Consider the following 26,930-nt stretch of genomic DNA (forward strand, 5'->3'; position numbering starts at 1 on the left):
TTTACCTAAAAACTGGATGGTATTGTGTCAGTTGTTTGAATACTTTGTCAAAAATATGTGACAGAAAGTAAAAAAATAGCGCTGCACGTGAGCTGCAGCGCTGTGTTTCTTTTTTAGGCTTTTTTCTGTAAGGCTGGTCTAGTGACTTGCACTTCATAGTACGTAATTTTGTTTTTTAATAGACCTTCAGGTTTCGCTTTTCCATGAGCGTGCGCATCACCAAATGCCTGAGATTTTGTCCAATTCACAAAGTCTTCTTTTCGATTCCAGCGTGTATGAATGGTCACTTCATCGTAATCGGTTGTCTGCTGTGTGACCCATACTTCCATGCCTAAAAATCCTTCCATGAATTCTACTTGTCCCTGCTTGTTAAAACGCTTGACGAGGTGGTCGGCACTGCCTTTTTCTACTCTTACCTGGTTGTTGACAATGATCATGTTTTGTTCATCTCCCTTTTGTTGTTGGATCGAAGCGATTGGAATAATAAGCGGATGCTCACCGTCTAAGTGAACCTCAGCCTGAATCCCAAAGACCTCTTTGAAAAAGCTTTCTGTTAATACTTCTTTTGGTGTCCCTATTTGATAAATCTGACCACGCTTCATCGCAATAAGGCGGTCACAATATTTTGCTGCCTGCTGCAGGTCGTGAAGAACCATTAAAATGGTGATTCCATGCGTCTTATTCAGCTGTTTGAGCAGCTCTAGTAAATCAAGCTGATGCGCAATATCTAAGTAAGTTGTCGGCTCATCCAGAATAATCGTCTCTGTCTTCTGAGCGAGCGCCATCGCAATATACGCTTTTTGCCTTTCTCCACCAGACAATGTATGCAGCATTCTATTTTCATTGATCCGGCTATTGGTCACATCAAGCGCCCACTCAATCGCTTCTTGATCTGTCTTCGAGCTTTTTTTCCAGATCGAACGATGCGGACTGCGTCCAAGTGCGACCAGCTCCCGTACGGTCATAGATGGAATGGCTGTTCTCGACTGCATGAGAACGGCGATTTCCTTTGCGATCTCCTGAGCTGTCATCTCTTTTTGCGGTATATCGTGAATGTATATCGTGCCGCTTTCGATTGACGTAAGACGTGCGGCTGCTTTAATAAAAGTCGACTTCCCTGATCCATTCGGTCCAATAATTCCTGTCACGCTTCCTTTAGGAACAGCTGCTGAAATAGATGACAGCTGAAAGCCTCCTTGACTGAGACTCACGTCATCCATAGCGATCACATCCAACTTAACCCCTCCCTTTCTTTTTTAATAAATAGAGGAAGAAAGGTGCACCGATGCAGGCAAGCAGGATACCGACAGGCAGTTCAACTGGCGTAAACCATACCCTTGCGGCTGTATCTGCAAAAACCACAAGCACGCCTCCGCCCAGCATCGAGATCGGCAGCAGATACCGGTAGTCATCTCCAATTAAAAGACGGATAAAATGAGGAACGACCAGTCCGACAAATCCAATTAAGCCGCTCACACTTACTGCTGCACCAGCTAAAAGTGCCGCCAGTGCAATTAAGAAAAACCGGGTGCGCTCTACTCTGAGACCGAGCAGCTGAGCCGATTCATCGCCAAGCAAAAGAAGATTTGCCGGCTTGATGGCAAAAAAACAAAGGCACAACCCAGCAAGCGCATATGGCGACACGAAGGTTAGATGATGCCAGCTCCGTCCATTTAATCCTCCTGATAAAAAGGGCAGAACAGCCTGCACACGCTCACTATAAAGCACCATAAACCCATTCATCACCGCCCCAAGCAGGGCATTGACTGCCACTCCCGCCAAAATCAGCTTCAGCGGTGAAACCCCTTGATCAAATGAGAGCATATACACCACAAGTGCCGCTAATAAAGCGCCAAGGAAAGCAGCGGCTGGCAGCAAATACGTGAATTGCGGAAACACAATCATGCTAAGCACAGCAGCCAATCCGCCGCCAGCCGTCACACCGATGATGCCAGGGTCAGCGAGTGGATTTCGTACAACTCCTTGTAAAATCGCCCCTGATGCTGCGAGACAGGCCCCAACGATGAAACCGATGAGAACGCGCGGTAGGCGTAAATCCATCACAATTTTCTCATGGACAGGCTGACCTGATCCCGTCAAAGCAGCGAGTAAATCTTGCAGTGATAATTGAACAGAACCTAATGCAAGCCCTAGGCATGCGCCTACAACTAACGAGATGAATAGTCCGGGTATCAGCCATCTTCGCCTCGACTGTCTTTTTTGAAAATCTAATTCTGCCTTCATTTTCATGATGACAATCGCTTCAATCTTTTCTCTAGCTCATCAATCGCTCTCATCACGTCTGCGCCTGGATTCGTCCCAAATAGATCACTAGGCAGAATCTCGACGTGTCCATGTTTGACGGCTGATACATCGTGCCATGCGGCATTCTGTTTCATTTCACTCAAAAAGCCCGCTTTCACATCTTCAGGATTGCTGTGGGTCATAAGCAGGATAAGATCAGGATCAGCTTCGATGACCTTTTCTGCATTGATTTGAGCGTATTGAGGGAATTTCTCGAGTGCCGGTTCATTCTCAGCAATGTTCGTCCCTCCAGCGATGTGCAGTAAATCTCCGCTTAAGGATTGAGGAAGTGCCGCCATATATGTGCCTGGTGCCCCGTATACAACGAGTGTCTTCACTTTTTTCTGAGGCTGTTTGACCTGCTTTTTCCGCTGATCGATTTGCTTGTTAAGCGCTTTTGCCTTTTGCTGCTTCCCTAGCAAATCTCCGAATAACGTAATTTGGCGCTGGATGTCCTTCACTGAATTGGCACTTGTCAAAAGAAGCTGTGAACCAATTCCTTCTATTGTAGAGATGTCCTTGCTGTTTAATTGTTCATTCCCAAGTACAACATCGGGCTTTAAGCTTGTGATGAGCTCTACATCAAATTGATGTGTGGTACCAATTGTTTGGACTGATGTAGCCTGTTGTAAGCTCTCTGGTAATTCGGCGTCCGGACGACCGACCACCTCACCGCCTAAGGCATATAGGATGCTCATGTCTCCAGTCGATAATGAGACAATACGCTGAGGGGAGTCCTCAAACGACAGCGTTCTGCCGGCAAAGTCCTTTATCTTCAGTGCACCTTGACCGCTCCCTTTCTCTACAGGTGCTGCCTGACTGCATCCGCTGAGGAGAAGCATCAAGACAAGTCCCACGAAGATCACATGTGAAAATTTCAACCGTCTGTCTCTCCTTTTCTAGTAAACTTTCTTTAGCTTTGCCTGTACCACGAGACGCCCATTTTTCGGTGCAAGCACATGATCACAGGTCGATAGAGTGAGAATGAGGTCATCGGTGGACACGTCTGTTTTCGTTTGGTAGATTGATTTTTTCCGCACAGCTTGCAAGTAGTGCGCATATTCGCCAAGATCTCGAAAATCGGTTTGAATATAATCGAAGTCCACCGTTGTTTCATACACGGCAAAAATCTCCGCCTCATAGCTTTGATACAGCGTATCGTACTGAAATGTCCGATGCTCATCGAAGAAATCCTTTTTTAAATAGTTTGTGAGTCCAGCGAACATGGACCCATCCCTCATCCGATGCCCGTACACCACAGTATTCGGGCTTTCATGCAAGACGTCATTGCGATAATCCATAAAAATACTGCCTGCCCGGGTGTCGTTTTTTAAGTAATTACGGGTTAAGTAGAACGCATTATCGCGAGATTGGACGATTGGGTACTGAATCATCGTGTCCTTCATATTGATCCAGCCGACAATGTCATCGTTTACCTTCCGCAGTTCATCAAATGACGTACGAATGGTTCCCGGCTCCCGGCTTTCATTCATTCCTTGCTCATGTCCATACATCGTCTGAGCCTTTGCAAGCACCTGACGATTTTGATAATAGCCGAACAGCTCTAAGCCAATGGCCGACCCGCTATAAATGAATACACCTAAACAGACGATCGTCAGCATCCGCTGCCAGACCCGTTTTCCTCTTTTCACACTGTCTCACCTGCTTTTTGCACAGCTTATATCCCAACAGGCACGATATACATCCCTGTTTCTGCATCCTGTTTAATCGTGACGGACACATCATAAATGTGCCGCACATTTTCTTCTGTTAAGACATCGTTTGGCTGTCCTTCACTCATAATCCGGCCATTCTTCATCGCAATGATGACATCGCTGTAGCGGACAGCCTGGTTCATGTCGTGCAGCACCATAACGATTGTTAGTCCATGTACGACATTGAGCTCACGGATCAGCTCAAGAATGTCAAATTGATAATAGATATCCAAATAGGTTGTCGGTTCATCTAAGAAAAGGATCGACGTTTTTTGCGCAAGTGCCATCGCGATCCATACTCGCTGCCGCTCACCACCTGACAATGAGGCGAGCGGCACCTTTCGTTTTTCCGTTAGCTTTGTACTGGAAAGTGCCCACTCTATCGCTCTCTCATCCTCTTCCTTGTCTCCACCTCGCATCGTCTGGTACGGCGTTCTGCCGAATGCCACGACCCTCTCGATCGTTAAATCAAGCGGCGCTTCATTTTGCTGATGGACGACAGCCAGCTTTTTTGCCAGCTCCTTTGGCTTAAATGCATTCAGTGCTTGGCCGTCTAAGTGAATTTGCCCTTTGTTTGGAGCATGGTTATTCGCCATCAATGAAAGCAGTGTAGATTTCCCTGAGCCATTCGGACCGATAATGGTTGTGATTTTCCCCTTTTCAATGTGTGTTGTGACCGATTGAACGATGTCCTTCTGCTGGTCATATGAGAATGACACCTCACGAATGTCCATGGAGACGGTCCCCCCTTCTTAGTAAAAAGATCAGAAATGGCCCGCCAATCACGGCCATGATCGTAGAAGCAGGAATTTCATTTGGCGCGACAAGCGTCCTGCCGAGCGTATCAGCCGTCAGAATCAGCAAAGCCCCGCTTAACGCAGAAAATGGAATGAGTACCCGGTGATCAGACCCGACAAGTCTTCTTGAAATGTGCGGGATAAGCAAACCGACAAAGGCAATCACGCCCGCTACCGCTGCTGTCACCGCCGCAAGCAATACAGCTGTGATGGAAATCAAAAGGCGCATTCTGGTCACACGCAATCCTAAATTTTTCGCTGTCTTGTCCTGAAGAGCCAAGAGGTTACACCATCTGCTAAAGAAAAGGGCTACGACAAGGCCGACGACGCCATAGACTCCGATTAAGCGAACATCTCCCCACGTTTTCATCGTGAGATTCGACTGTCCTGATTGATTGATCGTGATATTGAAATAGCTGCAAATGGTCACAAATGCTTCAGCCATTCCAGTAAACATGGCATTGATGGCGATCCCAACCAAAATCATGCGGATGGGACTTAATCCACCCTTCCAAGACAGAACATACACGAGGAGACACGCAATGGCTCCACCTAACACCGAAAATAAAGGAGAGTAGAAATAAAATTGAGGAAGTGCTGTTATTGCCATTAAAGAAAAGAAGCTGGCTCCTGATGAAATCCCAATGACGCCGGCATCAGCTAATGGATTCCTCATGACCGACTGCAGCAGTACACCGGAGACTGATAAGGCGGCCCCTGTAAACATGGCAATGAGCATGCGAGGAATTCTGAGATCTTTAATGATTTCTACCTGTGCATGTTGACCGGTGATGAGCCCTTCCAATAATTCAATCGGGGTGACATGAATGCTCCCCGTAATGGCGGAATAAATAAACACGCACACCAGTAAGACACTGACTGTCAGAAATAAAATCCCTGTTTTTTTCATCTTAAACGTCCTTTTATCATTCAAATTCGCCGCTTATGACGGATACAGCATACGCGTTAGTTCATCTAGTGCTTCTGCTGCCTTTAAATTGCCCGTTGTCCCGAATAAGCTTTCTTCGAGGTCATACACCCGGTCTTGCTTGACTGCATGAAAATGCTTCCAAATGTCATTTGTTTTAAATTCTTGATCAAACATGCGGACGACTTCATCTGGCATCCCATGTGCGGCACGGAGGATGATATCTGGATTGGCTTTTTGTAAATACTCCGTATTGGAAGCCAAGTACTCCATTTTCTCACCTTTGACAATATTCTCCCCGCCTGCGATCCGCACAAGATCACCAATATATGAATGCTCTGTCGCCACCAAATAACTGCCTGGTACACCAAGCAAAATCAGAACGGATGGCTTTCGTTTTCCCTTCGTCTTCTCTTGTATGTCTTTCTTTTTTTGCTCAAAGTCAGACACAATGCGCTCGGCTTGTTTCTTTCTGTCATACTGAGCTCCAAGCTTCGTAATCGCCTTCTCCATGTTAGCCATGCTCTCGAGATTTAAGTATGTGGCAGGGACACCTGCTTGTTGAAAGGGTGTCTCTAAATCATATTGAAGGGTTGTAACGGACAGGACATCTGTCGGTTGAAGTGATTGGATGATTTCCATATCTGGGCTCATTGGATTGCCGACTTCTGGCAGTCCTTTATAACGAGCTGGCAATGATTTTTGGCTTGTTGGCACCCCAACAAGATCGATCTCTAAGGCATCCATGATCTCCACAGCAGCTACAGTCGTTGCCACAATGCGCGCATTTGAATCTGCGTTTTTTTTGCCTTTTGCTGAGCTTTCAGCTGACTGTGAGCAGCCCGATAAGATCACGCACACACTAAGGGCAGCGATCAAGGTACATAACATTCGATGCTTCAAAAACAGAAGCCCCCTTTCGAAAAAAGAGAGTGGATGCGTCGATGATCTCGGCGCATCTCACTTCAACTAAACCATCTATCTTGTTCTTGTTTGATACTTTCTGACGAGTACGAATAATGACCCGCCGAATAAAAGAATATACACCCAAAGAAGAGAGGTATCTCCTGTTTTTGGATTCAGCTGTCCAGTCTCAGACTTGGTTTGGTCATCTGATGGAGTAAATGTTAGCTGCTCTGCACCTGTTTCCTCTGGCGCTAAATTCTCAAGTTGATTTGGTTGATTTGATTGAGAATCGCGATCATTTGGATTTTTGACAAAGCCGATACTCTCATCGTCTCCGATGATCGATCGAATCCCGCTTCCTTCACCAAGAGCAATTCCTTTTGTGTCATAGATAAGTTTGACATCGTACTGCTCATGATAATTCGCAGCTGGAATATCAATTTTTACGCGTGCTGCCTGAGCCGTGCTTAAGCTTTTGGCTTCGTATTGAATCACTCGTGTATCTGATTTTTGATCTGTTTTTGCAACAAGCGTCTCCTCAAACTTGCCACCTGTTCCTACTTGGAAGGACGTGATGGCTGAGCTATTCTTCACTGTATATGAAACGAAATGGCGGCCATTTTTCACAACCAATGTCGCAGGGCTCACGACGTAATCGTTCATACGAGAAAGCTCATCCTTGTCTGCTTTCTTCATTGAGAAAGGAAGCTTGTATACACCATCTTTAAGCTGAGCCGTCTCTTGAGCAACTCCGCCGTTATTTGTTTCTGGTGATGGTGTGTTTGGTTTTGGTGTTTCTGGTGCAGCAGGTGTTTCTTCCTCTACCTGTCCGCCTTTAAGTGGCGCGATACTCTTTGCATCGAATTGAAAACGAATATCGTAAGTTTGGTCATAGTGGGCGGCCGCTACTACAATGTGAACTTTTCCTTTGACCGCTTTTTTCAAATCAGCGACATCAAATGACACCACTCTTGTGTTCTTTGCTTGATCTGTGCTGACGGTCTTCACTTCTTGATAAGAGCCGTTTTTCTCTATTTTCAAAGAAGCAACAGACGTATTGTCCTTCACCGTAAAGGAAATGGTTTGCTTTCCGTTTTTGACGGTTAAGGATGCAGGATGTGAGAAGTATTGGTTCATCCGAGATGCCTCGTCCTCATCCCCTTTGAGCACACTGTAATTGATGCGGTACTCGCCATCTTTCAGTTGGTTTTGCGCGGAATCTACTGGCTTTGTACCATTGTTATTGTCTGGTGTTGTCTGCTGATCGTCTGGCTTTGTGCCATTTTGATCATCCGGCTTTGTTTCGTTATCGTCTGGCTTTGTGCCATTTTGGTCATCCGGCTTTGTTTCGTTATCGTCTGGCTTTGTGCCATTTTGGTCATCTGGTTTTGTTTCGTTATCGTCTGGCTTTGCAGGTGTAACGAGCGTTAGGCTGCTTTGATCGAATGCAAGCTGTACGTCATATGCTTCGTCATAAATAAAGCCGCCTAAATCCCAGTAAATTTTCACCCAGCCGTTTAATTTGGCTGATAGGTCGGCAACATCAAACTTGATCACACGTGTATTGGCAGTTGCATCCTCACTGACAGTTTCAGTGGTGACAAGAGCGCCATTTTGTTCGACCTTGAAATCTGTAATCTCTTTGCTTTGCTTCAGTGTGACATAGGCAGTCGTCTTGCCATTTTCCACAATCAGCTTAGCTGGCTTTTCTGTATACGTATCCATCATGGACGCTTCTGTGCTGCCATTTTTTAAAACAGTGAATCCGACCGTGTATTCACCATCAACAAATGATGCAGCTTGAGCCGTTCCTTGAGGAATCTGAAATGCAGTCAATAAACTGAATAAAACGAGCAGAATGGCTGCCTTTAGATGAAAAAGACGTTTCAAATGGTGACACTTCCTTCCTTAATGCTTAATGATCCACTTTCTTGCTAAAAATCCGCCTGAGCATAGAGCAAGCACAAGGAGCCACCCTGTCTGGTTTGTATCACCAGTTTGAGGATTCTCTTCTTGTTTTGTCGTGGATGAATCAGATGTTTTCGTTGATTCTTTTGATGGCTGCTGCTTTTCTGCTTCACCCGCTGATTTGTTTGTGCTGTTAGACGAAAGTGATTTCATGCTGCTCTCATCAAATTTCAGCTGAATGGTATAATCATGATCATAATCAGCAGATTTTACAGTGACATGAATTTTTGATTTGATTGGTTTAGACAAGCTCTGAGCTTGGAACTGAACAATCCTTGTGTTGGCTTTTTTATTGGTTGAGAGAACCGTTGTATCGACATAGCCGCCATTTCCGGGGACTTTAAATTCCGTCACCCAGCTGCTATTTTTAATGGTCATTTGTACTGTCAGCTTCCCATTTTTTGCAATCACTTTTGCTGGCTTCAGCCAGTAGTCATTTGCCATAGAGACCGCATTTCCTTCAGCCTTGAGCACAGTATAGTTGACGGAGTATGTACCATCCTTTAACGTGGCAGCCTGTGCGTTTGAAAAAGGCAGCATGAGTGCCAATAATAAAGCGGTCATGAAGACTGATAGCCTCATCATTTTTTTCATCAAGCGAATTTCCTCCCTTTTTACTGAACAGATGCTGCATCAAACTTGATACGGATGTCGTAATTACCTGTATATCCGATGACCGGTACAGTCACGCTCACTTTTGCTGGTACGACTTCTGTCAGGCTGTTCACGTTGAATTCTACTGTTCTCTTATTCGCAGCTGTGTTTGTACTGATCACCTTCGCATCTTTGTAGACACCTTGTTCAAGTGTTTTAAAGCTAGTGATCCAAGAACTATTCGTTAACGTGACTTGTGCTTTGATTTTTCCATCCTTCACGACAAGCTTGGCTGGTTTTTCAAAATACGTATTCGCTGTTGAAGTCGAATCGCTATCTGCCTTCCATACCACATATTGTGCTGAATGTTGACCATCTGCTAAGCCTGCTGCTGAGGCTGAGCTAATCGGGGCTAGAGCAAATAATAGAACAAAGCTAAAGAACAATAATACGTGTGATGTTGAACGAATGGCTTTCATGTGAACCCTCCTAAATGATATTGATAATTATTCTCAACGGATAATAAAAAAAATAACCTTCATAAGCGCTTGATCACACTTATAGATGATTATGATAATCATTATCAATTGAGTTGAAAAAATAAATCTTTGCTTCCTAAAAGCCAAAGATGTCTGTTTCTAAATGATGGTTTGACACGTGTTTTAGGCAATCTGTCCCATTCATGATACCATGGCATGACCTCCATTCCATTACAGGGAAAAGAACCCTCTTCTTCTTGATCTTATATGATGAGTGAATTTATTGTCAACATCATTTTTCATACTATTGACTTAGATTTCTGGAAAATCGCACAAAAAAATTTCGATCAGACAGACTGATCGAAATCGATTAGGAAGGAACATGTTCCCCTTTTTTGCTGTTTTTACGTTCTAAAGACCAAGCATACATTTCACGAATAATCGGCTCTATTTTCTTCCCTTGCGCTGTTAATTCGTATTCAATCCGTACTGGAATGTCAGGGTATACGTTTTTCTCAACGAGTCCTTCAGCCTCTAAATCCTTCAGCCTTTCAGATAATAATCTGCCGCTGATGTTCATTTCATTTTCAAGCTGACAGAAACGCTTAGGGCCTGTCAGAAGCTGATTGATGATGAGAATGACCCACTTCTTGCCTAGAATCTCCATGGCATCTGTAATTGGGCAGCCATCTACTTGAGCCATACCTTACTCCCTCCCGCTTTTCTCTCTTTTTTTCATTATAACATAATTAATTACTTGAAATAAGTTACTAACTATTATATAGTTTAGTTACTTTAAGTAACAAGGTATTCATTTTTATATATTTTCAAAAACATTTAAACATGCCGATGCATATATCATGAAGGAGATGACCGAGCTTGAAGACAATTGAGGAGCTAAGATTGGGTGTAACAGAGTTACATGTATCCAGCTTTGAGCGTTCTTTACCTTTTTATACAGATATTTTAGGATTTTCTATATTAGAAAAGACAGATTCCACAGTGACACTTGGCAGCAATGCAAAGGAACCAATCCTTTTGTTAAAAGAAGATGCACAGCTAAAAGAGAAACCTGATCACGAGCCAGGACTTTATCATTTTGCTGTTTTATTACCTACCAGAAAAAACCTGGGCACATGGCTGGCACATGTGATCAAAAAAGGCTATCCTTTAATTGGAGCAAGCGATCACTTTTTCAGTGAAGCCATTTATTTAAGTGACCCTGACGGCATTGGCGTAGAAATATATGCTGATCGCCCTGAGGACGTTTGGGTAGGTGAGCATGGAGAACTGAAAGGTGGCGGAAATGCACCTCTTGATGGAGATGGTCTCCTGCAAGAAGCCGCTGATACGACGTGGGAAGGACTTCCGGCTGGGACAGTCATGGGACACTTACATTTCCATCTGAACCCAGAAGAAGCTGATTCCTTTTATGTCAATACGCTCGGTTTTCATATCCGAATGGCTCCACCAGCAAGCGTATTTATCGCCGCTGGTGTATACCACCATCACCTTGCCTTTAATGCATGGGGACGCGGACGAAAAGGAGCCATTGATCCACGTTTTTCAGGAATTAGAAGCTATACACTTGTATTCCCACAAGAAGCAGACAGACAGTCCGTCGTTGAGCGCCTAACAAAAGCAGGCACTCAAGTGAAAACAATAGGGAAAAGTAACGAATTTGTTGATCCATTTGGCGTTCTCGTTCGTTTACAGATTGAAGAAACAGACAAAAAAGAAGGTGCAGAATATGGACAAACACACAGATCTTAAAACAGCCATTTTAAAAGATAAAATCAAACGAGTACAGCAAGAAGACGGGTATATATATATCACTGGACCCATTAAATTGCCAGTGAATTTAGACGGCAGAACGGTGATGTTCAACTGGTATTCATGGTTAAAAGACGACGGGTTAGAGCCATTGTCAGATGAAGCTTTAATTGAAAGCCTCTCCTCCCGCCAGCTTGCCGATCATCAGCAGTCAAGCGTACTAGTGTATGGAGATTTCGAGCACGCTGACGAAGCTCTTATCCGCATGCATTCCATTTGTCACACTGGTGATATTTTCGGAAGCAAGCGCTGCGACTGCGGATTCCAATTGAAGCAGTCCATGCGAATGATTGAGGACAATGGTGCAGGTGCCCTGTTTTATTTAGCCAACCATGAAGGCCGAGGTATTGGACTTTTCACGAAAGCCATGGCTTATATCCTTCAAGAAAACGGCTACGATACAGTAGAAGCGAACGAAGCACTCGGCTTTGAAGATGACACGCGTCAATATGAAGAAGCCATCGCGGTTCTTCAAACACTTCGTACAAAGCCAGTCAGACTCATTACCAATAATCCGAAAAAGACAGATGCCATCAGCCATGCAGGTTTATCTCTTTCTGGACGTATTCCGCTTTGGGGTGATGTCTCAGAGTTTAATGAAAAATACTTGCAGACAAAAATCAACCGCTCAGGTCACATGAAGGCGGAGCAAGAGGTGCGTACGATTGCCACATCATGAGCGATATATGAATCTATCCCTAGAAAATGCACGGGCAATGAAAGGCCAGACATCACCGAACCCGCTCGTCGGGGCTGTGATTGTGCGCGATAATGAAATTGTTGGAGTCGGTGCTCATATGAAAGCCGGTGAACCACATGCTGAAATTCATGCACTTAAAATGGCTGGAGACAAGGCAAAAGGAGCCACTATTTATGTGACCCTCGAGCCTTGTTCCCACCATGGCCGTACAGGTCCTTGTGCGGAGGCACTTGTGAAAGCAGGCGTCGAAACCGTTGTCGTGGCAGCACTTGACCCGAACCCGCTTGTCGCTGGCCGCGGAATCGCCATTTTACAAGATGCTGGCATCCAAGTGATTACAGGCGTACTTGAGCAGGAATCCATTCTCATGAATGAAGTGTTTAATCATTTTATTACGAAAAAAACACCTTTCGTGACGCTCAAGGCAGGTATTACCTTAGACGGAAAAATTGCGTCTGCTACGTCTGACAGCAAATGGATTACATCTGAGACATCCCGTTATGATGCTCATCATATCCGCAGCATCAATGATGCGATTTTGGTCGGTGCTCAAACTGTTATTCATGACGATCCTTCACTAACTGCACGGATTCCAAATGGGCATCATCCGATTCGAATTGTTTTAGACTCTAGGCTCTCAACACCGCTGACAGCAAAGATCGTCACTGATCAGATGGCACCAACATGGATCTTTACAACAAAGCAAGCCGATGAGGAAAAACGAGCCGCTTTAGAAGCAGCCGGCGTCAGCGTCTTTGTAACAGACAGCGAGACGCGGGTGCCCCTGCAAGAAGTACTTCAAATGCTGGGAGAAAGAAATGTCTCCTCCCTCATGATTGAAGGCGGCGGCCAGATCAATGCTTCATTTTTAGAACAGCAGCTTGTAGATAAATTGGTCATTTATATGGCACCTAAACTCATTGGCGGAAGACTTTCTCCTTCCTTTTTCGGAGGCGAAGGCATACGTCTCATGAGTGATGCCATTGAATTGGATCAGCTCTCAGTAGAAACACTTGGGAAAGATATTAAAATAACGGGCTATCCCGTTTATCAATAACAAAAACAAGGCGGCTGTTTAGATCTCCTCAACAGCCGCCTTGTTTTTAAAAATCTAGTTTTTTTTAGTCTGTTCTCTCTAAAAATTCAATTCGATTCCCAAAGGGATCTTCTACATAGAACCGGATGGCTCCTTCCAATGGCTCATCTTCTCTGATGCTAATGTGGTGATTCAATAATGCCTTTTTTAATTCCGATAGACTCTTTACAAGAAAAGCTGGATGGGCTTTCTTTGCAGCTTGGAAATGATCCTGTATTCCAATGTGAAGCTGATGATGACCGCATTGAAACCAGACACCTCCACGTTTAACTAACTTACTAGGCTTGGGTATTTCCTCCATTCCTAAAATTCCGCCAAAAAACAAACGTGCTTTCTCTTCACTACCTTTTGGGGCAGCTAATTGAACATGATCGATTCCAACAAAATTTGACATAATCCTCTCTTCCTTTCTTTTCTCAATTGGTTTTTCTATGAAGTGTTTCTTAAGTTTTTGTGATACTGAGCAAATTTGCTTGGGTATTTTTGTTCTTTGCTTCATTGGTGGGCTTGATACTTGGAGTCCTTCAGTGAGGTGTTTCATACGATGTAGAGTTTGATTGATTTCATCTAAATGACAGTGCAAAATTTTTTCAAAAACAGAACTCCCATTGTAATGAAAGTTCTGTCCATCTAAGTGTCTCTTGTAATGACATTTGAAACCAAGACATATCATGTGTAGTGATTCATTTTGGTGAAACTTGTCGTAAAATGTTTCATGTGAAACATTGATAGTTACTTCCCTTCTACCAGCCTGCCAAAGCTTTCGGGTGAAAGTCCCGGTGACACTCGAACACGGTGCAAGGACATCATGCCCTGTTCCTTCTTCGCATGTCCTGGTTCAGTGGTGACAGCCATTTGATAACCGGCTTGCTTCGCCAGCTTTAGCGTGTCTTCGTTATAGCGCCCGACAGGATAGCTGACCATTCTCGTACGCTGAGAAAAACGTTGATCAAAGAATGCCTTTGACCCTTTTAATTCCTCTTTCTGCTGCTTCTTTGATAAACGATTGAGCTCTAAATGATGAATAGTATGACTCTCAATCGATAGCCCATTTGCCATCATTTCATCCATTTGTTCATCCGTTAAGTGGTTCGGACGGCCAATGGATTGCTCAATCATGAAAATCGTTGCCTTCATTCCATACTGCTTTAAAATCGGAAATGCCTTTGTATAGTTATCGGTATATCCATCATCGAATGTAATAAGGACACACTTTTCACTTGGCTTCGTATTTGTTGTGAAGACGTGGTACGCTTCTTCTGGCGACAGCGTGACATAGTCGTTGTCCTTCAGCCATTTCATATGAGCCGCAAACTCGCTCTTTGGTACACGAAGCGAGTTACCGCTGGAGATGCTGTGATACATCAAAATCGGAAGCTCTACCGGTTCCTTTTGCTTAATCCAGTTTTGTGTATCTATCTCTGCCTCTTCTTTCTGCTGAATCTGTTTTGTTTCTTTTGCTTGTAATTGACCCTTTTCCTCTTTGACTACTTGCTGGTTTCCTTCCGTTTGCTCCTTCGTTCCCATACAACCCGAAATGAGCAGCGCCACAAGACCAACCGCAATCAACATACATGTTTTTTTCATTCACCAATCCTGCTTTCTCTCTATCTATCGAATGATTATAACAGAAATTGGTTACTACCTGATATCTATTTTGACAGGGTGTTCATTTTTTTACACATTTCAATCATTTCGATGGCAAGCAGATGAATGGTCTCTGTTGTGAGCATTTGATCTTCTGCATGTATCAGCAGTAAAGAAAAGGGAAGCTGCTCACCTGCCGCCTCTTTTTGGATCAGCGACAAGTGCAGGTTGTGGATGCTTCGAAACGCTTCCTCCCCTTTTTCAATCAACTGCTGTGCTTTTTCAAAATCATCAGCTCTTGCTAGACGAATCGCTTCGACATAATAACTTCTTGCCTCGCCTGCATGAGCAATGATTTGAAAGGCTGCTCCCTGCATTTCCTCTAATACCGTCATCTGCTTCTCCTCCAATTACTTAAGATTCATTTGCTAGTTTCAGAGCATGCTCTAGTATTTTTTCTCCGTTCGCTGTTCCGTATAATCTCACATTGATGACATCAACAGGTATTTGGTAAGGTGCCGCTGTTTTTTCTGCTGCCTTTTTCATAAAGCTTACTTGCGGTCCAAGTAAAATCACCTGCACATCTTCTCCATGCTCTTCTAATTCATCCGCAATAGCCCCTTCAGGTATGGCGTATATCTCATATTCCAGCCCCTTCGCTTCTGCGGCTGCCTTCATTTTGGACACTACAATGGATGTCGACATTCCTGCGGCACAAGCGAGAATGATTCGTTTCATATCCCAACACTCCTATCGATAGTTGACTTCTGTTTGGGCCTTCAGTTCCCTTGTTTTAATTAATGTCTGGTACCAATACGCTGATGCCTTCAACTGACGATTCCGTTCATTTTCCAGCTGGATTTCGACTAATCCGTAGCGATTTTTAAAGGCATTCATCGGCGATACATTATCCGTAAAAGCCCACAGCATATAGCCCGTGCAATTTGAGCCTTCTGCTTTCACTTGAAGTGCCCGTTTCAAATGCTGGCTGATAAATGAAATGCGATACTGGTCATCAATGATACCGTCTTCTTTTTTAAACCGTTCTTCCTTTTCTACACCCATGCCGTTTTCGGCCACAAACCACTCAATATTTCCGTATTCTGCTTTAATTCTCATGCCCATATCATAGACAATGTCTGGGTAGATTTCCCACCCTCTGAATGGATTCATTTTTCTTCCTGGAAGCTCAAACATATCGTAATAATAAGACGGGTGAAATGGTGTCATCTCATTCCACGCCTTACTCGGTGCTTTGACACGATGCGGATAGTATAAGTTGAGCCCAACGACATCAACCGTATGATTCTTGATGACCTGAAGCTCTTCCTCTGTCGCATCGAAAAGAATCTCATGCTTTTTTAACACATCAAGCAGTTCTTCTGGATACTCTCCTTTGATGGAGGGATCTAAGAACATTCGATTGAAAAACAAATCATATATCCGTGCCGCTTCTTGATCATGTGGGGCAGAGGATCTTGCATACGTCACTTCTGGATTGAGAATCACCCCAATTTTTGCACCTGTCGATTCCTTCAATCCCATCTCCCGAAACAGCTTCACTACTTTTGCTGTTGCCAGCGCTTTATGATAGTTCCACTGCATCCATTTCTTCGTATTTTGCTCAAAGGGATAACGTATAGCATCTAGGTACACGCGTGTTTGGACAACAATCGGTTCATTAAAGCTAAACCAATGCTTGACCCTGTCTCCATATCGCTCAAACACCTTTTCCGCATAGAGAACAAACAGCTCGACGACATGCTTTGATGACCATCCGTCGTACTTTTCAAGCAGCACGGCTGGAAGCTCATAATGCTCTAAGCAAAACATCGGCTCTACACCTACTGCGATTAATTCATTGATCAAATCATCAATGTAACGGGCATATGCTTCATCCACAATCCCCTTCTCGTAATCGATGAGAAACCTCGACCAATTGATCGATGTCCTATAATGAGTCAGACCGATTTCTTTCATGAGAGCTACATCTTCTGGATAGCGCTCGTAAAAGTTCGTCGCACCAGCCGGGCCATATCCTTCGTGCCAAACGTGATACCCGTTCTTATACCATAAATCGATGTACGAGTCCTGATGCGCTTGCTTTCCCTTCCATCCCTCCGTTTGCCAAGCAGAGGCCGCAGCACCTAGGATAAAATCTCTTGGAATCTCGATTCTGTTCATGTCGCCACCTTCCCTTTCCTCGTTTGAACGTGAAGTCCTTCCCAAAATCCTTGCAAATACATAGCCTTCACAATTGCCCCCATATCGAGACTTCCTGCCCTTTTTTCGTATATTTACGGTCAAGTGAAATGGGATCATCCTCTCCGTACCACCTGAATTGCATATTCATTCCTGCCTCTCCTTTTATTCTGAATCTGGTGCCGCTTCTGGTTTGCGGTTAGACAAGAGAACAAATGGCAAATAGATGAAGACTGCGACCACAATACAGATGACCTGTGTGATGACAGCCCCCATGCTGCCAGCGGTGGACAGCCATGCATTCACAATCGGTGGTGTCGTCCACGGCACCATCACGACGGCTTTTCCAGCAAACCCTGTAGCTGTCGCAATGTAACCAATCGTTCCTGTCACAAGTGGTGTGACGATAAATGGAATTGCCATCACAGGGTTTAACATGACAGGTAAGCCAAAAATAACGGGTTCATTGATGTTGAAGAGACCCGGACCAGATGAGAGCTTGGCAATACTTCGCATCTCTTCCCTTCTTCCAGCAATAAAAATCGCAATTAAAAGCCCAATGGTCACACCTGAACCACCGATGCTCATATACACATCCCAAAATGGCATCGTGATGATATTCGGAATCTCTTTTCCTTCTTGAAATGCTGTCATATTCACTGCAATTGATCCTAATAAGAGCGGCTCCCGGATCGGTTTGATCATCTGGTTGCCATGGATGCCGATCACCCAGAAGAATTGCGCCACAAACATCAACGTTAAAATCCCCGGTAGACCCTGTACAACACTTTCTAGCGGGCGTTGCACCACGTTATACACTGCTTCATGCAAATAAATACCTGTCAAACGGTGAAATGCAAAGCCGAATGAACTAATGATCGTAATCGTAATGATCGAAGGAAAAAGTGATGAAAAAGATGTTGCCACATTCGATGGAACTGAATCTGGCATCTTGATTTGCAGCCATTTCACCTCGGTCAGCTTACAAAAAATTTCCACAGATACGATCGCAATGATCATCCCTAAAAATAAGCTTTTTGGATCGGAAAATTGCCTTGCCAGTACATCTACAACCTCACGCATCGATCCATCCACTTCAAGAAGAAGTGTCGTTGGAATAACAGATATAAATGAAATCAATGCCATCAGCCCTGGGAACAGGGACTTGTGCCCGTTGATTTTCCCAAGCTCTATCCCGATGAGGAACACAGCCCCAATCGTTAAAAAGTTCAGCGTGGCATAATTGATTGCCTTCATAATTGGCTGAAGCTCCGCTAAAAATCTGAACATCTCAAAATGAGCAAGCCCTGTTTCCGGGCTCATGATCATATTTGCCACCAATACAGCAAAAGCCCCTGTAATGATGATTGGCATCAGTGTGACAAATGCCTGTTTAATCGCCATAATATACTTCTGATTCGTGATGCGATAAGCCACATTCCCCATGACGTCTGCCGCTTTCTCCTTGAAGCTCATGATCTGTCTCCCCCTTTGCAAAAACTCGTGATCATCCTCCTTTTTGATGTTATTTTAAAAGCGCTTTCATTAACATCTAATCTTTTTCCTCACAGATGCGGAAATGGGTGTCCCGTTTTTTCATTCGGATGCTCCAATACTTGAAGCGCCGCCGTCAGTTCCTCAAATGAAGCGGCCTTGATGAGTTGCTCCACCACTTCCTTGCGCTCTGTCAGCCGTACAAGAAATTGATAAAGTGATTGCAATTCTTTTTGATACGTCTTCTGGATACTTAACAAACAAACGACTTGTACTCGATTTTCACCCCACAGCACCGGTTTTTTCAACGTACAAATCGCACAAAACGTGTCATCTGTTGCCGGCTTCATCGGATGAGGAATCGCAACCAAATGACCGAACGATGTCGGTGACACTTGCTCTCTTTCCAGCAATAATTGTTCAAACTCTTCCGGGATGCGATCCTGTTCCTTGAGCACGTTTACGAAAAATTGCAGTACCTCTTCCCTTGATTGAAGGTCTTGCTGAAAAAATGTCAGCGCCGGACTCACATACCGCAAAACCCCTGTATCCTGCGCGCCCTGAACAAACCGTTTCAGCCGCACAATATCATCGTCACTTAGAATGGTATGTACATCAATCACTGGTACCGGCAACGTGTTCTGAAGCGGAATGGTACTAATAATAAAATCAATGCTTCTCAAATCATACGAAGGAATTTCCCTAACACTTGCAGTGCCAGCGATCTCTAGCCCTCCGCTAAAAGCCGCTGTCAGTTTATGAAGAAGGAGCTGACTGCTGGCGACACCCGTCGCACATACAATCAGACATCTCTTTCTCACATGCTGTGATTTTGTCCGCTCGATTGCAGCACCGATATGAAGCGCCAAATACCCAATCTCATCCTCATGAATCTCAATTCCCTCTTTTTCTCTCAGCCACCTACCCATATAGACGCCAGCTTCAAATGCAATGGGATAATACCTTTTAATGTCCGTTAAATAAGGGTTACGAATGTTCATACCGTACCTAAAACGATGAATAGCGGAACGTAAATGAAGACTTAATCCAACGATTAACTCTTTATCAAATTGAATATCAAGTGACATGTGCTCCTCTACATAAGCAAGCAGTTGGTGGATGAAGCGAAAGTGATCTTCGTCTAGAAGATGACATAGCGTATGACCGGTATCTCCGTATGCCATCATTTTCGCTCCCATCAAGTGAATCGCAATATACGCCATTTCAGATAATGGAAAATCAATCGCTAGGACATGCCGAATATCCTCTGCCATTTGTTGAGCTACTTGGAAAACAGGCTGCACTTGAATCTCTTTTAATTCCGTTTCTGGCATCATGACCAGTTTTTTCTCTTCAATTCGTTTGCATGCAATGGCGATGTGGGTGACTAAATTACTTAAACCGATTTCTGACAGATGAAGTCCGCTTACTTTTGTACGTGAACGCACGATATCCTGAATCAATTGATACGTTTCTTCAGGTAACAGCGCAGGGTTCGCATGCGCTTGCTGAAACACATGCTCAGCCATACAATATCTTAATTTCATTTCATCCCCTGTCAGCTGCAGTCCATATTTAGGACGATGTGACACAGAAAGGTCATGTAATGAAAACAAATGTCTGACCGCTTTCAAATCATTTTTCACTGTCGATTCACTCACAAATAATTCCTCTGCGAGCGCGTCTAACTTAATATGGTCTTCTGACAGAAGCAGCCTTTTCAATAGATAGGCTACACGATCCTCAGGCTGATTGGGTATGGTCTTCTCCTTTTTTTCGTTTTTTTCTCCCAATGACTTTTTCAAAAATGTACGAAAAGACCCATAATCCTCTACGGTCAATGTATACCCTGCCCCGCGTTTGATATGTAGTACGGCTCCATGTTCATCCAAAACAGATTTAAGCGCTTTCATATCTGTTCGGATCGTTCTTGATGTGACGCCAATCATGCGGGCAATTTCTTCACTAGTCAGTTCCTGTTCCGCTTGCATCAGTCGTTTCAGCAGCTCCTCCTGACGTAGAGATAGCATAGGCTCTCCTCCCTTGGCATTTACTTTTGCCTATCATCATAAACGAAAGTAGAACTCTTTGCCCAGTTTTTCTTTCAAATCGGGAACCACGATATGGCTCATTCGTATGAATAGGAAACAAGAGGAGGGATGCATCATGGGTTCTTTTATGTTTGTTGTTATTATGATATTGGCTTCTTTAGGAGCAATCATCGCCCATTTATTCACATCAAAGGATCAACGTACGTCTGCTAAGCGTTCTTCACATCACAGTTCAACAACAAGTACCTATACTGATTCTTATACTCATCACGCTTCTGATGCCTCCTGCGGGGGAGATTCCGGGGATAGTGGTGGTGGATGTGACTAAACAAAAAAACAGCCGCTCGCTGATGAGATGGCTGTTTTTATTATTTTAAAGAGCCTTCCAGCCCCGTTCAATCAGATGTTTAACATCGAGTGCAAAATCCTCACCCTTTTCCATCACGTCCTGGGCTCTTCCGGCAAAGTTACTGGCAACAGCCAGCTCCATTTTTTTTAATTCAAAGTGCAAGATTTTTTGATCAATCTCGGCGATATATTTTTCATACTCATTGTTCACGATGTCATGCATTACATGATAGGCATCTTTTCGATGGCGATGAAAGTCGGTTCCTCTCTCACCTTTCCATGACGAATCTAGAGCAGGTTTCTTGATTTCCTTTATGTCTGACTGCGCAAGATCTTGTTCTGTTCGAATATTGCTTTTGGCTGTCTTTAACCGAGAGATCATGTCATCAAATTCTGCACGTCTGTTTTCAATTCCCATATGCAGATGGTGTAGCATCTCGGATAAACTCATGTCATCCACCTCTATCGGACCTCATACGAAAGCACAGATCAGAGCCTTGGAAACGATCAACTCACTTGATTTTTCCAAACCTGACATTTCTATCGTTTTGCTTTCATTAAGTATAGTATAAGGTGAAAAGCCTCAGTCTTAAATAGGGAAAAGGTGTCCTTTTAGTGACGTGTTTGGAAGAAAAACGGAATAACACAAGGTCGTAATTCCTGAATTATATATGATCCCTTAGAACTATATTTCTTATCATCCCATGAAACCCATTAGAAAAATGATTGCCATTATTTTGCCGCAATCGCTTCGTCCTGTTCTTTTAAAGTTTTCACATTAGAGCGCGTGTCCTGAACATTTTTGATTAAGGCTTCTTTAAAACTTGAAACCATTTCGTTCACCTCTGCTTCGCGCGCCGTCCACTTGGTCACAAATTCAAGGCTGTTTTCACCTGCTTTATCTGCTGCTTTTTTCATCGTTAATGCTTCGACTGCTTGGGAGACTTCATCTAGTTGATCCATAACTGTTTGGTAGTTTAACTTAATTTGTCCCATCGTGATATCCTCCAGATTTGTTCAGCATGAAGGTAAGGTAGCTTATAAGCTGCTCCATGCTTTTGAGATCAAGCGTTTGGCGTCCTCTACTGCGTCTTCTCCTTTTTCAGCAAGACGTGCGGCGTCTCCTGCTAAGGAACTGGCAAAGGATAACGCAGCTTGTTCGGCTTCTAACGTACTGATTTTGAATTCGATGCGGCTCACGTAGCGTGGGTACTTGTCGTTCACAATCGTTTGCAGCGCATCATGTGCTTCATTCCGCTCTGATTTGAAATCCTGGCTTCGCTCACCTTTCCAAGAGGTCCCAAGCTTTGGCTGCTTGATTTGCTTCAGGTCTGTCTCTGCCGCATCTTGTTCACGTTCGACCTTACTTTTCGCCTTTTTCAGTCGAGCGATTTTCTCTTCGATTTCTGCTTTTTTACTTGTAATGCCACCGTTTAGGGCAGACAGCATATCCGATAAGCTCATTATGGGTTCCTCCTCCTGACAAAAAATAAAAACGCTGCTTAGAGATCCTCTAAACGAGCGTAAGGTGAATAGCACTTTTTCCAATATTGTTATTATAAGGTTCAAAGACTCATGTTTGAATAGGGATTTGTGCCCTTTTTATGGGATAAATATGCTTTCATTCTGCTTCACATTACCCCTTAAGACCTCTTTTATAGGGGGTCTTAAATCCTGATTATTTGTTATATGTCACATATAGTCATGCAGACCTAGGACAAACAAAAGCCGCTCGGTTGAGGAGCGGCTTTTGTAAACGGCTTATGAAGCTGATTCTTCACTTTGCTGTTGATCTTTCACATACCAGATGAATTTCCCTGTATATCCGTAAATAATAGCAAGAGCAATGGCAACAAAGCTCAACCACATAAATGGTAAATAAGAGAATGTCGATACGCCTAGAATTCCCGCCATGTAAATCCCGTTATCTGACCAAGGAACCATTCCTGACGTCAGCGTACCACCGACCTCTGAGTTTCTGGATAAAACTCGTCTGTCTAACTTTAATTTATCATAGCTCTTTTCCATAATTTTCGGTGTAAGGATAATTGATACATACATTGCACATCCAAAAACGTTGGCAAAGAATGCAACAAGAATAGTGGAAAGAGTAACATTTCCCGCATTGTGAAGCTTTTTCTCAAAGGTTGAGACAATGACTTTCAATACACCCAGATGTTCCAATACTCCCCCAAAACCAAGCCCAAGGATAATCACTACCAAAGAGCCAAGCATATTGACCATTCCACCACGATTAAGTAGTTGATTCAAGAAGTCTACATCTGATTGAATTGAAAATCCATTGTATGCTGCACCGATTGCATCACTAGGATTCGCACCCTGAAAAGCAAAGGCCCAGATTGCCCCAAACAAAGCACCAATTGCGATAACCGGTAGAGCAGGCTTTTTCATTACAAGTAAAACCACAACAATTAGAGCTGGAATAAGCATCCATACATTAATGTTGAATGTATCAAGCAACGCATTCTTTAAGTATTCAACCTTCTCTTGATCAATATTACGTCCTCCATAGATAAAACCAGTGACCGTAAACATGATAGCTGTAATAACAAAAGCAGGTATTGATAAAACCATCATCGCTCTTACATGAGCCAGAACTTCAACCTTTGATAAGGACGAGGCGAGAACTGTACTATCTGAAAGTGGAGAAAGCTTGTCCCCAAAATAAGCACCTGACAATACGGCACCTGCAACGATTGGTAACGGAATTCCTAAGCCTTCACCAATGGCAATCATAGCAATACCAGCAGTACCAACTGTTCCCCATGATGTACCTGTAGCGACAGACATAATCGCACAAATAATGAGTGTGGCCAATAAGAAGATATTTGGATGAATAAATTCAAGTCCATAATAGATCAGTGTCGGTACGACCCCGCCAGCGATCCACGTTCCAATTAGAGCACCTACAGCAAGTAAAATCAAAACGGCTTCTAATCCATTTGAAATCCCCTTTGTAATAGCACTTTGTAAATCCTTATAAGCGTGTCCTAAATGAAGACCAAGCCCAATAGCTAGAAACCATGAAATAAATAAAGCCAATTGAATATCTAAGTTAAAATAAATAGTAAATGATAAGACAATCGCCAAAAATAAACCTAGTACAGCGATGATCTCTACCATAGATGGCAAGCGAACCGATTTCAATGTTGTTTCCTCCCTTTGTGCGTGCGTTAAGCGTTTTCAAAATATTGTGAAAAAAGTGTGTCAATTCGAAAGAAAGTGAATTGCCTGTTTTTCTCTATTTCACAGGCAATTCTACATATTAATAAAATAAAATTTTTGATATTACTATCGCTCTAGGAGCTCTGCACCCGCAATGCCAGGCTTTGTCATCTCGAATGGATTCAAAATAATATCAAGTTCTTCTTCTGTTAACACATCATTTTGCAAGCAAAGATCTCTGATCGATTGTCCTGTTAAAATGGCTTCCCTTGCGATTCTAGCCGCGGCTTCATAGCCTAAGTGAGGGTTCACAGCAGTGATCACGCCTGCACTTTTTTCGACATATTCTTTCAAACGTATTTCATTTGCTTCAATGTCCACTAAGCAATGATCTGTGAATGAACGGAATCCGTTATTCATTATACTAATAGATTGAAGCAAGTTAAAGACCAAAACAGGCTCCATCACATTTAACTCAAGCTGACCTGCTTCAGAGGCAAGACAGATGGTGTGGTCATTCCCAATGACCTGGAATGCGATTTGGTTAATGAGCTCTGCCATGACTGGATTGACTTTCCCAGGCATAATGGATGATCCTGGCTGACGAGCTGGCAATGCAATTTCAGCAAGACCTGCACGCGGACCAGAAGCCATTAGGCGAAGGTCATTGGCAATCTTAGACATGTTCATCATGCATACTTTTAATGCAGCAGACACTTCTGTGTAAGCATCTGTATTTTGCGTTGCATCCACAAGATGCTCTGCGCCTACAAGCGGAAGACCAGAAATATCGGCTAGCTTCTTCACGACGATCTCAATATAACGAGGATCTGCATTTAGGCCTGTCCCAACAGCTGTTGCACCCATATTGACTTCATATAAATGCTGCTTTGATTGGTTGATCCGCTTAATATCACGGCTGAGCACGCGGCTGTAAGCCTCAAATTCCTGTCCTAAACGAATTGGAACAGCATCCTGTAGGTGCGTACGTCCCATTTTGATCACATGATCAAATTCTTTCGCTTTCTTTTTGAATACGTCCTGCATCGTTTGCATTGTCTCAAGCAGAATGTCTAACTGCTTCAATACAGCAATATGGATAGATGTTGGAAACGAGTCATTCGTTGATTGTGACATGTTTACATGTGTGTTTGGGCTTAAATGGATGTATTCACCCTTTTGATGTCCCATGATTTCTAGCGCTCTGTTTCCAATCACTTCATTGGCATTCATATTCATCGACGTTCCTGCGCCGCCTTGAATTGGGTCTACAATAAAGTACTCATGCAGCTTGCCTTCAATGACTTCATCAGAGGCTTGTACGATGGCATTTCCAATTCCTTCATATAAACGTCCAACTTCCATATTGGCTTGAGCTGCTGCTTTTTTCACGATGGCAAAGGCTCTAATTAGTTCCTCGTGCATGCGATATCCAGTAATCGGGAAGTTTTCTTTTGCACGAAGGGTTTGAACCCCATAATACACGTCTGCCGGAATTTCTTTTTCTCCAAGAAAATCCTTCTCATGGCGATAAGTTGCTTGAACCATCTGATATGACCTGCTTTCTATAGAATAGTTAAATCACTAAATCTTCTGCGATTGGCGTTTCCATAATCTTTTTCACTTCTCTTGGGTCTGTTGTTTTACCTAGTGCCCACATGAGTTTCGGCACGATGGCCTCTGTGTTCATGTTTCGTGAACGTGCCACTAGTTCTTGATTGATTTTACGTCCTACTTCATACACGCTCATGTCTTCTCCTTCTTCAAGACACTGAGTTGTGATGACAACAGAAATGCCTTCTTCGAGCAATTCGTTGATTTTCTCTAAAAGGTTTCTTCCTTCGAAAGGAATTCCGCCGCTGCCGTAGCTTTCGATGACGACTCCTTTGTATACACCTTTGATTGCATCTAAGAACTCAGGCTTTAGACCTGGGTGCAATTTCAAGAGACAAACGTCAGTGTTTAAGGATGCGTCTAATTGAAGCGGTTTCATTGACGATCTTTTTACTTTGCTATTGTATTCAATTTGATGGTTTTCAATCGATGCAATATATGGATAGTTAATACTTTCAAATGCATCGTAGCTTTTCGTTCTTAGTTTGATTGCGCGTGTCCCTTGAATGACTCTGCCATCAAAGACAACATACACGCCGCCTACGCCGTCACATGCAAAGCGAATCGCATCGGTGATGTTTTTCTTCGCATCTGTTTTCTTGAACGTAATCGGGATTTGTGAACCTGTAATCACGATCGGCTTATCCGGATTTTGCAGCATATAAGATAGCGCTGCTGATGTATAGGCCATTGTATCGGTTCCATGCGTGACGACAAAGCCATCATATTGATCATAATTTTCATAAATGGCTGTTGCGATATCCACCCAGTATTCAGGCTGCATATTTGTACTATCTATACTCATTAGGGACTTTGTGTCCATTGTGTACTCTGCATTAATTTCGTTTAAATAGCTTAAAAGGTCCTCAGCTTTAACACCTGGAGCCAAACCATTTTCACTCTCTACAGATGCAATCGTCCCACCAGTGGTTAAAAGCAATAATTTCTTCAACAGGTCCACCTCTTTCAGTAAAATTACTTCGTTTGTCACACATATTATAAGCTAGCTTGTGCTATTCTATAATATACGCTTTACGCGTACCTTCATTGCCATTATAGTCACATAACGCGAATTAATCAAGAAATTATTACGCATAACGCGTACATTCTATCACAAAATATGATATA

Annotated in this window: 28 protein-coding genes; 4 read left to right on the forward strand and 24 right to left on the reverse strand. The window is 43.4% G+C overall.

Features of this window, described 5'->3' with window-relative positions; all coding sequences use genetic code 11:
• Nucleotides 1-113: 113 nt before the first annotated feature.
• The 11 genes from isdG to MHB79_RS17940 form a co-directional block, all read right to left on the reverse strand.
• On the reverse strand, nucleotides 114-1,235 hold the full coding sequence (gene isdG / locus MHB79_RS17890; RefSeq protein WP_106029455.1) for a heme oxygenase: 1,122 nt from the start codon (nucleotides 1,233-1,235) through the stop codon (nucleotides 114-116).
• Between the two features lies 1 nt (nucleotide 1,236).
• Nucleotides 1,237-2,250, reverse strand: a complete 1,014-nt coding sequence (locus tag MHB79_RS17895) for a FecCD family ABC transporter permease (RefSeq protein ID WP_340990414.1) — start codon at nucleotides 2,248-2,250, stop codon at nucleotides 1,237-1,239.
• Complete coding sequence (locus tag MHB79_RS17900; RefSeq protein ID WP_106035737.1) at nucleotides 2,247-3,185, reverse strand: ABC transporter substrate-binding protein; 939 nt, start codon at nucleotides 3,183-3,185, stop codon at nucleotides 2,247-2,249. Before MHB79_RS17900 ends, MHB79_RS17895 begins: the two co-directional genes overlap by 4 nt.
• Nucleotides 3,186-3,203: 18 nt before the next feature.
• Nucleotides 3,204-3,956 (reverse strand): class B sortase, encoded by a 753-nt coding sequence (gene srtB, locus MHB79_RS17905; protein ID WP_003215377.1) that lies wholly within the window; start codon nucleotides 3,954-3,956, stop codon nucleotides 3,204-3,206.
• A 26-nt stretch (nucleotides 3,957-3,982) separates the two neighbouring features.
• A complete protein-coding gene (locus MHB79_RS17910) occupies nucleotides 3,983-4,753 on the reverse strand; it encodes an ABC transporter ATP-binding protein (RefSeq protein ID WP_003214769.1) in 771 nt (256 codons plus the stop codon).
• Nucleotides 4,740-5,726 carry a FecCD family ABC transporter permease gene (locus MHB79_RS17915; protein ID WP_340990417.1) on the reverse strand — a complete coding sequence of 329 codons (987 nt, stop codon included), beginning with the start codon at nucleotides 5,724-5,726 and terminating at the stop codon, nucleotides 4,740-4,742. The genes MHB79_RS17910 and MHB79_RS17915 overlap by 14 nt, the downstream gene beginning before the upstream one ends.
• Nucleotides 5,727-5,759: 33 nt before the next feature.
• Complete coding sequence (isdE, locus tag MHB79_RS17920; RefSeq protein ID WP_003214804.1) at nucleotides 5,760-6,647, reverse strand: heme ABC transporter substrate-binding protein IsdE; 888 nt, start codon at nucleotides 6,645-6,647, stop codon at nucleotides 5,760-5,762.
• Nucleotides 6,648-6,722: 75 nt separating this feature from the next.
• Complete coding sequence (locus tag MHB79_RS17925) at nucleotides 6,723-8,540, reverse strand: NEAT domain-containing protein (protein ID WP_003215039.1); 1,818 nt, start codon at nucleotides 8,538-8,540, stop codon at nucleotides 6,723-6,725.
• Between the two features lie 18 nt (nucleotides 8,541-8,558).
• On the reverse strand, nucleotides 8,559-9,212 hold the full coding sequence (gene isdC / locus MHB79_RS17930; RefSeq protein ID WP_034620342.1) for a heme uptake protein IsdC: 654 nt from the start codon (nucleotides 9,210-9,212) through the stop codon (nucleotides 8,559-8,561).
• A gap of 20 nt (nucleotides 9,213-9,232) precedes the next feature.
• The gene (locus tag MHB79_RS17935; RefSeq protein ID WP_034620280.1) at nucleotides 9,233-9,691 is read right to left on the reverse strand and encodes an NEAT domain-containing protein; all 459 of its coding nucleotides are present in this window, start codon (nucleotides 9,689-9,691) and stop codon (nucleotides 9,233-9,235) included.
• Between the two features lie 370 nt (nucleotides 9,692-10,061).
• Nucleotides 10,062-10,394, reverse strand: coding sequence for a winged helix-turn-helix transcriptional regulator (locus MHB79_RS17940; protein ID WP_050944548.1), 333 nt, complete (start codon nucleotides 10,392-10,394; stop codon nucleotides 10,062-10,064).
• A gap of 176 nt (nucleotides 10,395-10,570) precedes the next feature.
• Here MHB79_RS17940 and MHB79_RS17945 point away from each other — a divergent pair, with 176 nt between their 5' ends.
• The 3 genes from MHB79_RS17945 to ribD are packed head-to-tail and all read left to right on the forward strand — an operon-like array spanning nucleotide 10,571 to nucleotide 13,281.
• On the forward strand, nucleotides 10,571-11,464 hold the full coding sequence (locus tag MHB79_RS17945; RefSeq protein ID WP_309216079.1) for a VOC family protein: 894 nt from the start codon (nucleotides 10,571-10,573) through the stop codon (nucleotides 11,462-11,464).
• Nucleotides 11,442-12,203 (forward strand): GTP cyclohydrolase II, encoded by a 762-nt coding sequence (locus MHB79_RS17950; RefSeq protein ID WP_003215082.1) that lies wholly within the window; start codon nucleotides 11,442-11,444, stop codon nucleotides 12,201-12,203. Before MHB79_RS17945 ends, MHB79_RS17950 begins: the two co-directional genes overlap by 23 nt.
• Nucleotides 12,190-13,281: a bifunctional diaminohydroxyphosphoribosylaminopyrimidine deaminase/5-amino-6-(5-phosphoribosylamino)uracil reductase RibD gene (ribD, locus tag MHB79_RS17955; protein WP_034620282.1), complete on the forward strand. Its 1,092-nt coding sequence runs from the start codon at nucleotides 12,190-12,192 to the stop codon at nucleotides 13,279-13,281. The genes MHB79_RS17950 and ribD overlap by 14 nt, the downstream gene beginning before the upstream one ends.
• A gap of 64 nt (nucleotides 13,282-13,345) precedes the next feature.
• Here ribD and MHB79_RS17960 read toward each other — a convergent pair whose 3' ends face one another.
• The 7 genes from MHB79_RS17960 to MHB79_RS17990 form a co-directional block, all read right to left on the reverse strand.
• Complete coding sequence (locus tag MHB79_RS17960) at nucleotides 13,346-13,714, reverse strand: glyoxalase (RefSeq protein ID WP_340990422.1); 369 nt, start codon at nucleotides 13,712-13,714, stop codon at nucleotides 13,346-13,348.
• 338 nt (nucleotides 13,715-14,052) lie between these two features.
• Nucleotides 14,053-14,907 carry a polysaccharide deacetylase family protein gene (locus MHB79_RS17965; protein WP_340990424.1) on the reverse strand — a complete coding sequence of 285 codons (855 nt, stop codon included), beginning with the start codon at nucleotides 14,905-14,907 and terminating at the stop codon, nucleotides 14,053-14,055.
• A gap of 65 nt (nucleotides 14,908-14,972) precedes the next feature.
• Nucleotides 14,973-15,302: a PTS lactose/cellobiose transporter subunit IIA gene (locus MHB79_RS17970; RefSeq protein ID WP_003215418.1), complete on the reverse strand. Its 330-nt coding sequence runs from the start codon at nucleotides 15,300-15,302 to the stop codon at nucleotides 14,973-14,975.
• A 19-nt stretch (nucleotides 15,303-15,321) separates the two neighbouring features.
• Nucleotides 15,322-15,645, reverse strand: a complete 324-nt coding sequence (locus MHB79_RS17975; protein ID WP_003214599.1) for a PTS sugar transporter subunit IIB — start codon at nucleotides 15,643-15,645, stop codon at nucleotides 15,322-15,324.
• A 12-nt stretch (nucleotides 15,646-15,657) separates the two neighbouring features.
• Nucleotides 15,658-17,091 carry a glycoside hydrolase family 1 protein gene (locus tag MHB79_RS17980; protein ID WP_003214840.1) on the reverse strand — a complete coding sequence of 478 codons (1,434 nt, stop codon included), beginning with the start codon at nucleotides 17,089-17,091 and terminating at the stop codon, nucleotides 15,658-15,660.
• A gap of 183 nt (nucleotides 17,092-17,274) precedes the next feature.
• Nucleotides 17,275-18,585 (reverse strand): PTS sugar transporter subunit IIC, encoded by a 1,311-nt coding sequence (locus MHB79_RS17985; RefSeq protein WP_003215076.1) that lies wholly within the window; start codon nucleotides 18,583-18,585, stop codon nucleotides 17,275-17,277.
• Between the two features lie 89 nt (nucleotides 18,586-18,674).
• The gene (locus tag MHB79_RS17990) at nucleotides 18,675-20,633 is read right to left on the reverse strand and encodes a BglG family transcription antiterminator (protein WP_340990425.1); all 1,959 of its coding nucleotides are present in this window, start codon (nucleotides 20,631-20,633) and stop codon (nucleotides 18,675-18,677) included.
• A gap of 136 nt (nucleotides 20,634-20,769) precedes the next feature.
• Between MHB79_RS17990 and MHB79_RS17995 the strand changes: the two genes are divergently transcribed.
• Nucleotides 20,770-20,982 (forward strand): hypothetical protein, encoded by a 213-nt coding sequence (locus MHB79_RS17995; RefSeq protein WP_223251185.1) that lies wholly within the window; start codon nucleotides 20,770-20,772, stop codon nucleotides 20,980-20,982.
• A 45-nt stretch (nucleotides 20,983-21,027) separates the two neighbouring features.
• Here the strand turns inward: MHB79_RS17995 and MHB79_RS18000 are convergent, their stop codons facing one another.
• The 6 genes from MHB79_RS18000 to MHB79_RS18025 all read right to left on the reverse strand — a co-directional run bounded on the left by MHB79_RS18000 (nucleotide 21,028) and on the right by MHB79_RS18025 (nucleotide 26,754).
• Complete coding sequence (locus tag MHB79_RS18000; RefSeq protein WP_003214784.1) at nucleotides 21,028-21,453, reverse strand: YwqH-like family protein; 426 nt, start codon at nucleotides 21,451-21,453, stop codon at nucleotides 21,028-21,030.
• A 281-nt stretch (nucleotides 21,454-21,734) separates the two neighbouring features.
• Nucleotides 21,735-21,998 (reverse strand): YwqI/YxiC family protein, encoded by a 264-nt coding sequence (locus tag MHB79_RS18005; RefSeq protein ID WP_106050388.1) that lies wholly within the window; start codon nucleotides 21,996-21,998, stop codon nucleotides 21,735-21,737.
• Nucleotides 21,999-22,040: 42 nt separating this feature from the next.
• A complete protein-coding gene (locus tag MHB79_RS18010; RefSeq protein ID WP_050944558.1) occupies nucleotides 22,041-22,466 on the reverse strand; it encodes a YwqH-like family protein in 426 nt (141 codons plus the stop codon).
• 297 nt (nucleotides 22,467-22,763) lie between these two features.
• Nucleotides 22,764-24,170, reverse strand: coding sequence for a Na+/H+ antiporter NhaC (gene nhaC, locus MHB79_RS18015; RefSeq protein WP_211062708.1), 1,407 nt, complete (start codon nucleotides 24,168-24,170; stop codon nucleotides 22,764-22,766).
• A gap of 144 nt (nucleotides 24,171-24,314) precedes the next feature.
• Nucleotides 24,315-25,736 carry an aspartate ammonia-lyase gene (gene aspA / locus MHB79_RS18020; RefSeq protein WP_137054182.1) on the reverse strand — a complete coding sequence of 474 codons (1,422 nt, stop codon included), beginning with the start codon at nucleotides 25,734-25,736 and terminating at the stop codon, nucleotides 24,315-24,317.
• A 28-nt stretch (nucleotides 25,737-25,764) separates the two neighbouring features.
• Nucleotides 25,765-26,754, reverse strand: a complete 990-nt coding sequence (locus tag MHB79_RS18025) for an asparaginase (RefSeq protein WP_106029444.1) — start codon at nucleotides 26,752-26,754, stop codon at nucleotides 25,765-25,767.
• Nucleotides 26,755-26,930: the final 176 nt, after the last annotated feature.

It is taken from the genome of Bacillus sp. FSL M7-0558 (assembly GCF_038003245.1).
GTDB lineage: Bacteria > Bacillota > Bacilli > Bacillales > Bacillaceae > Bacillus > Bacillus pumilus.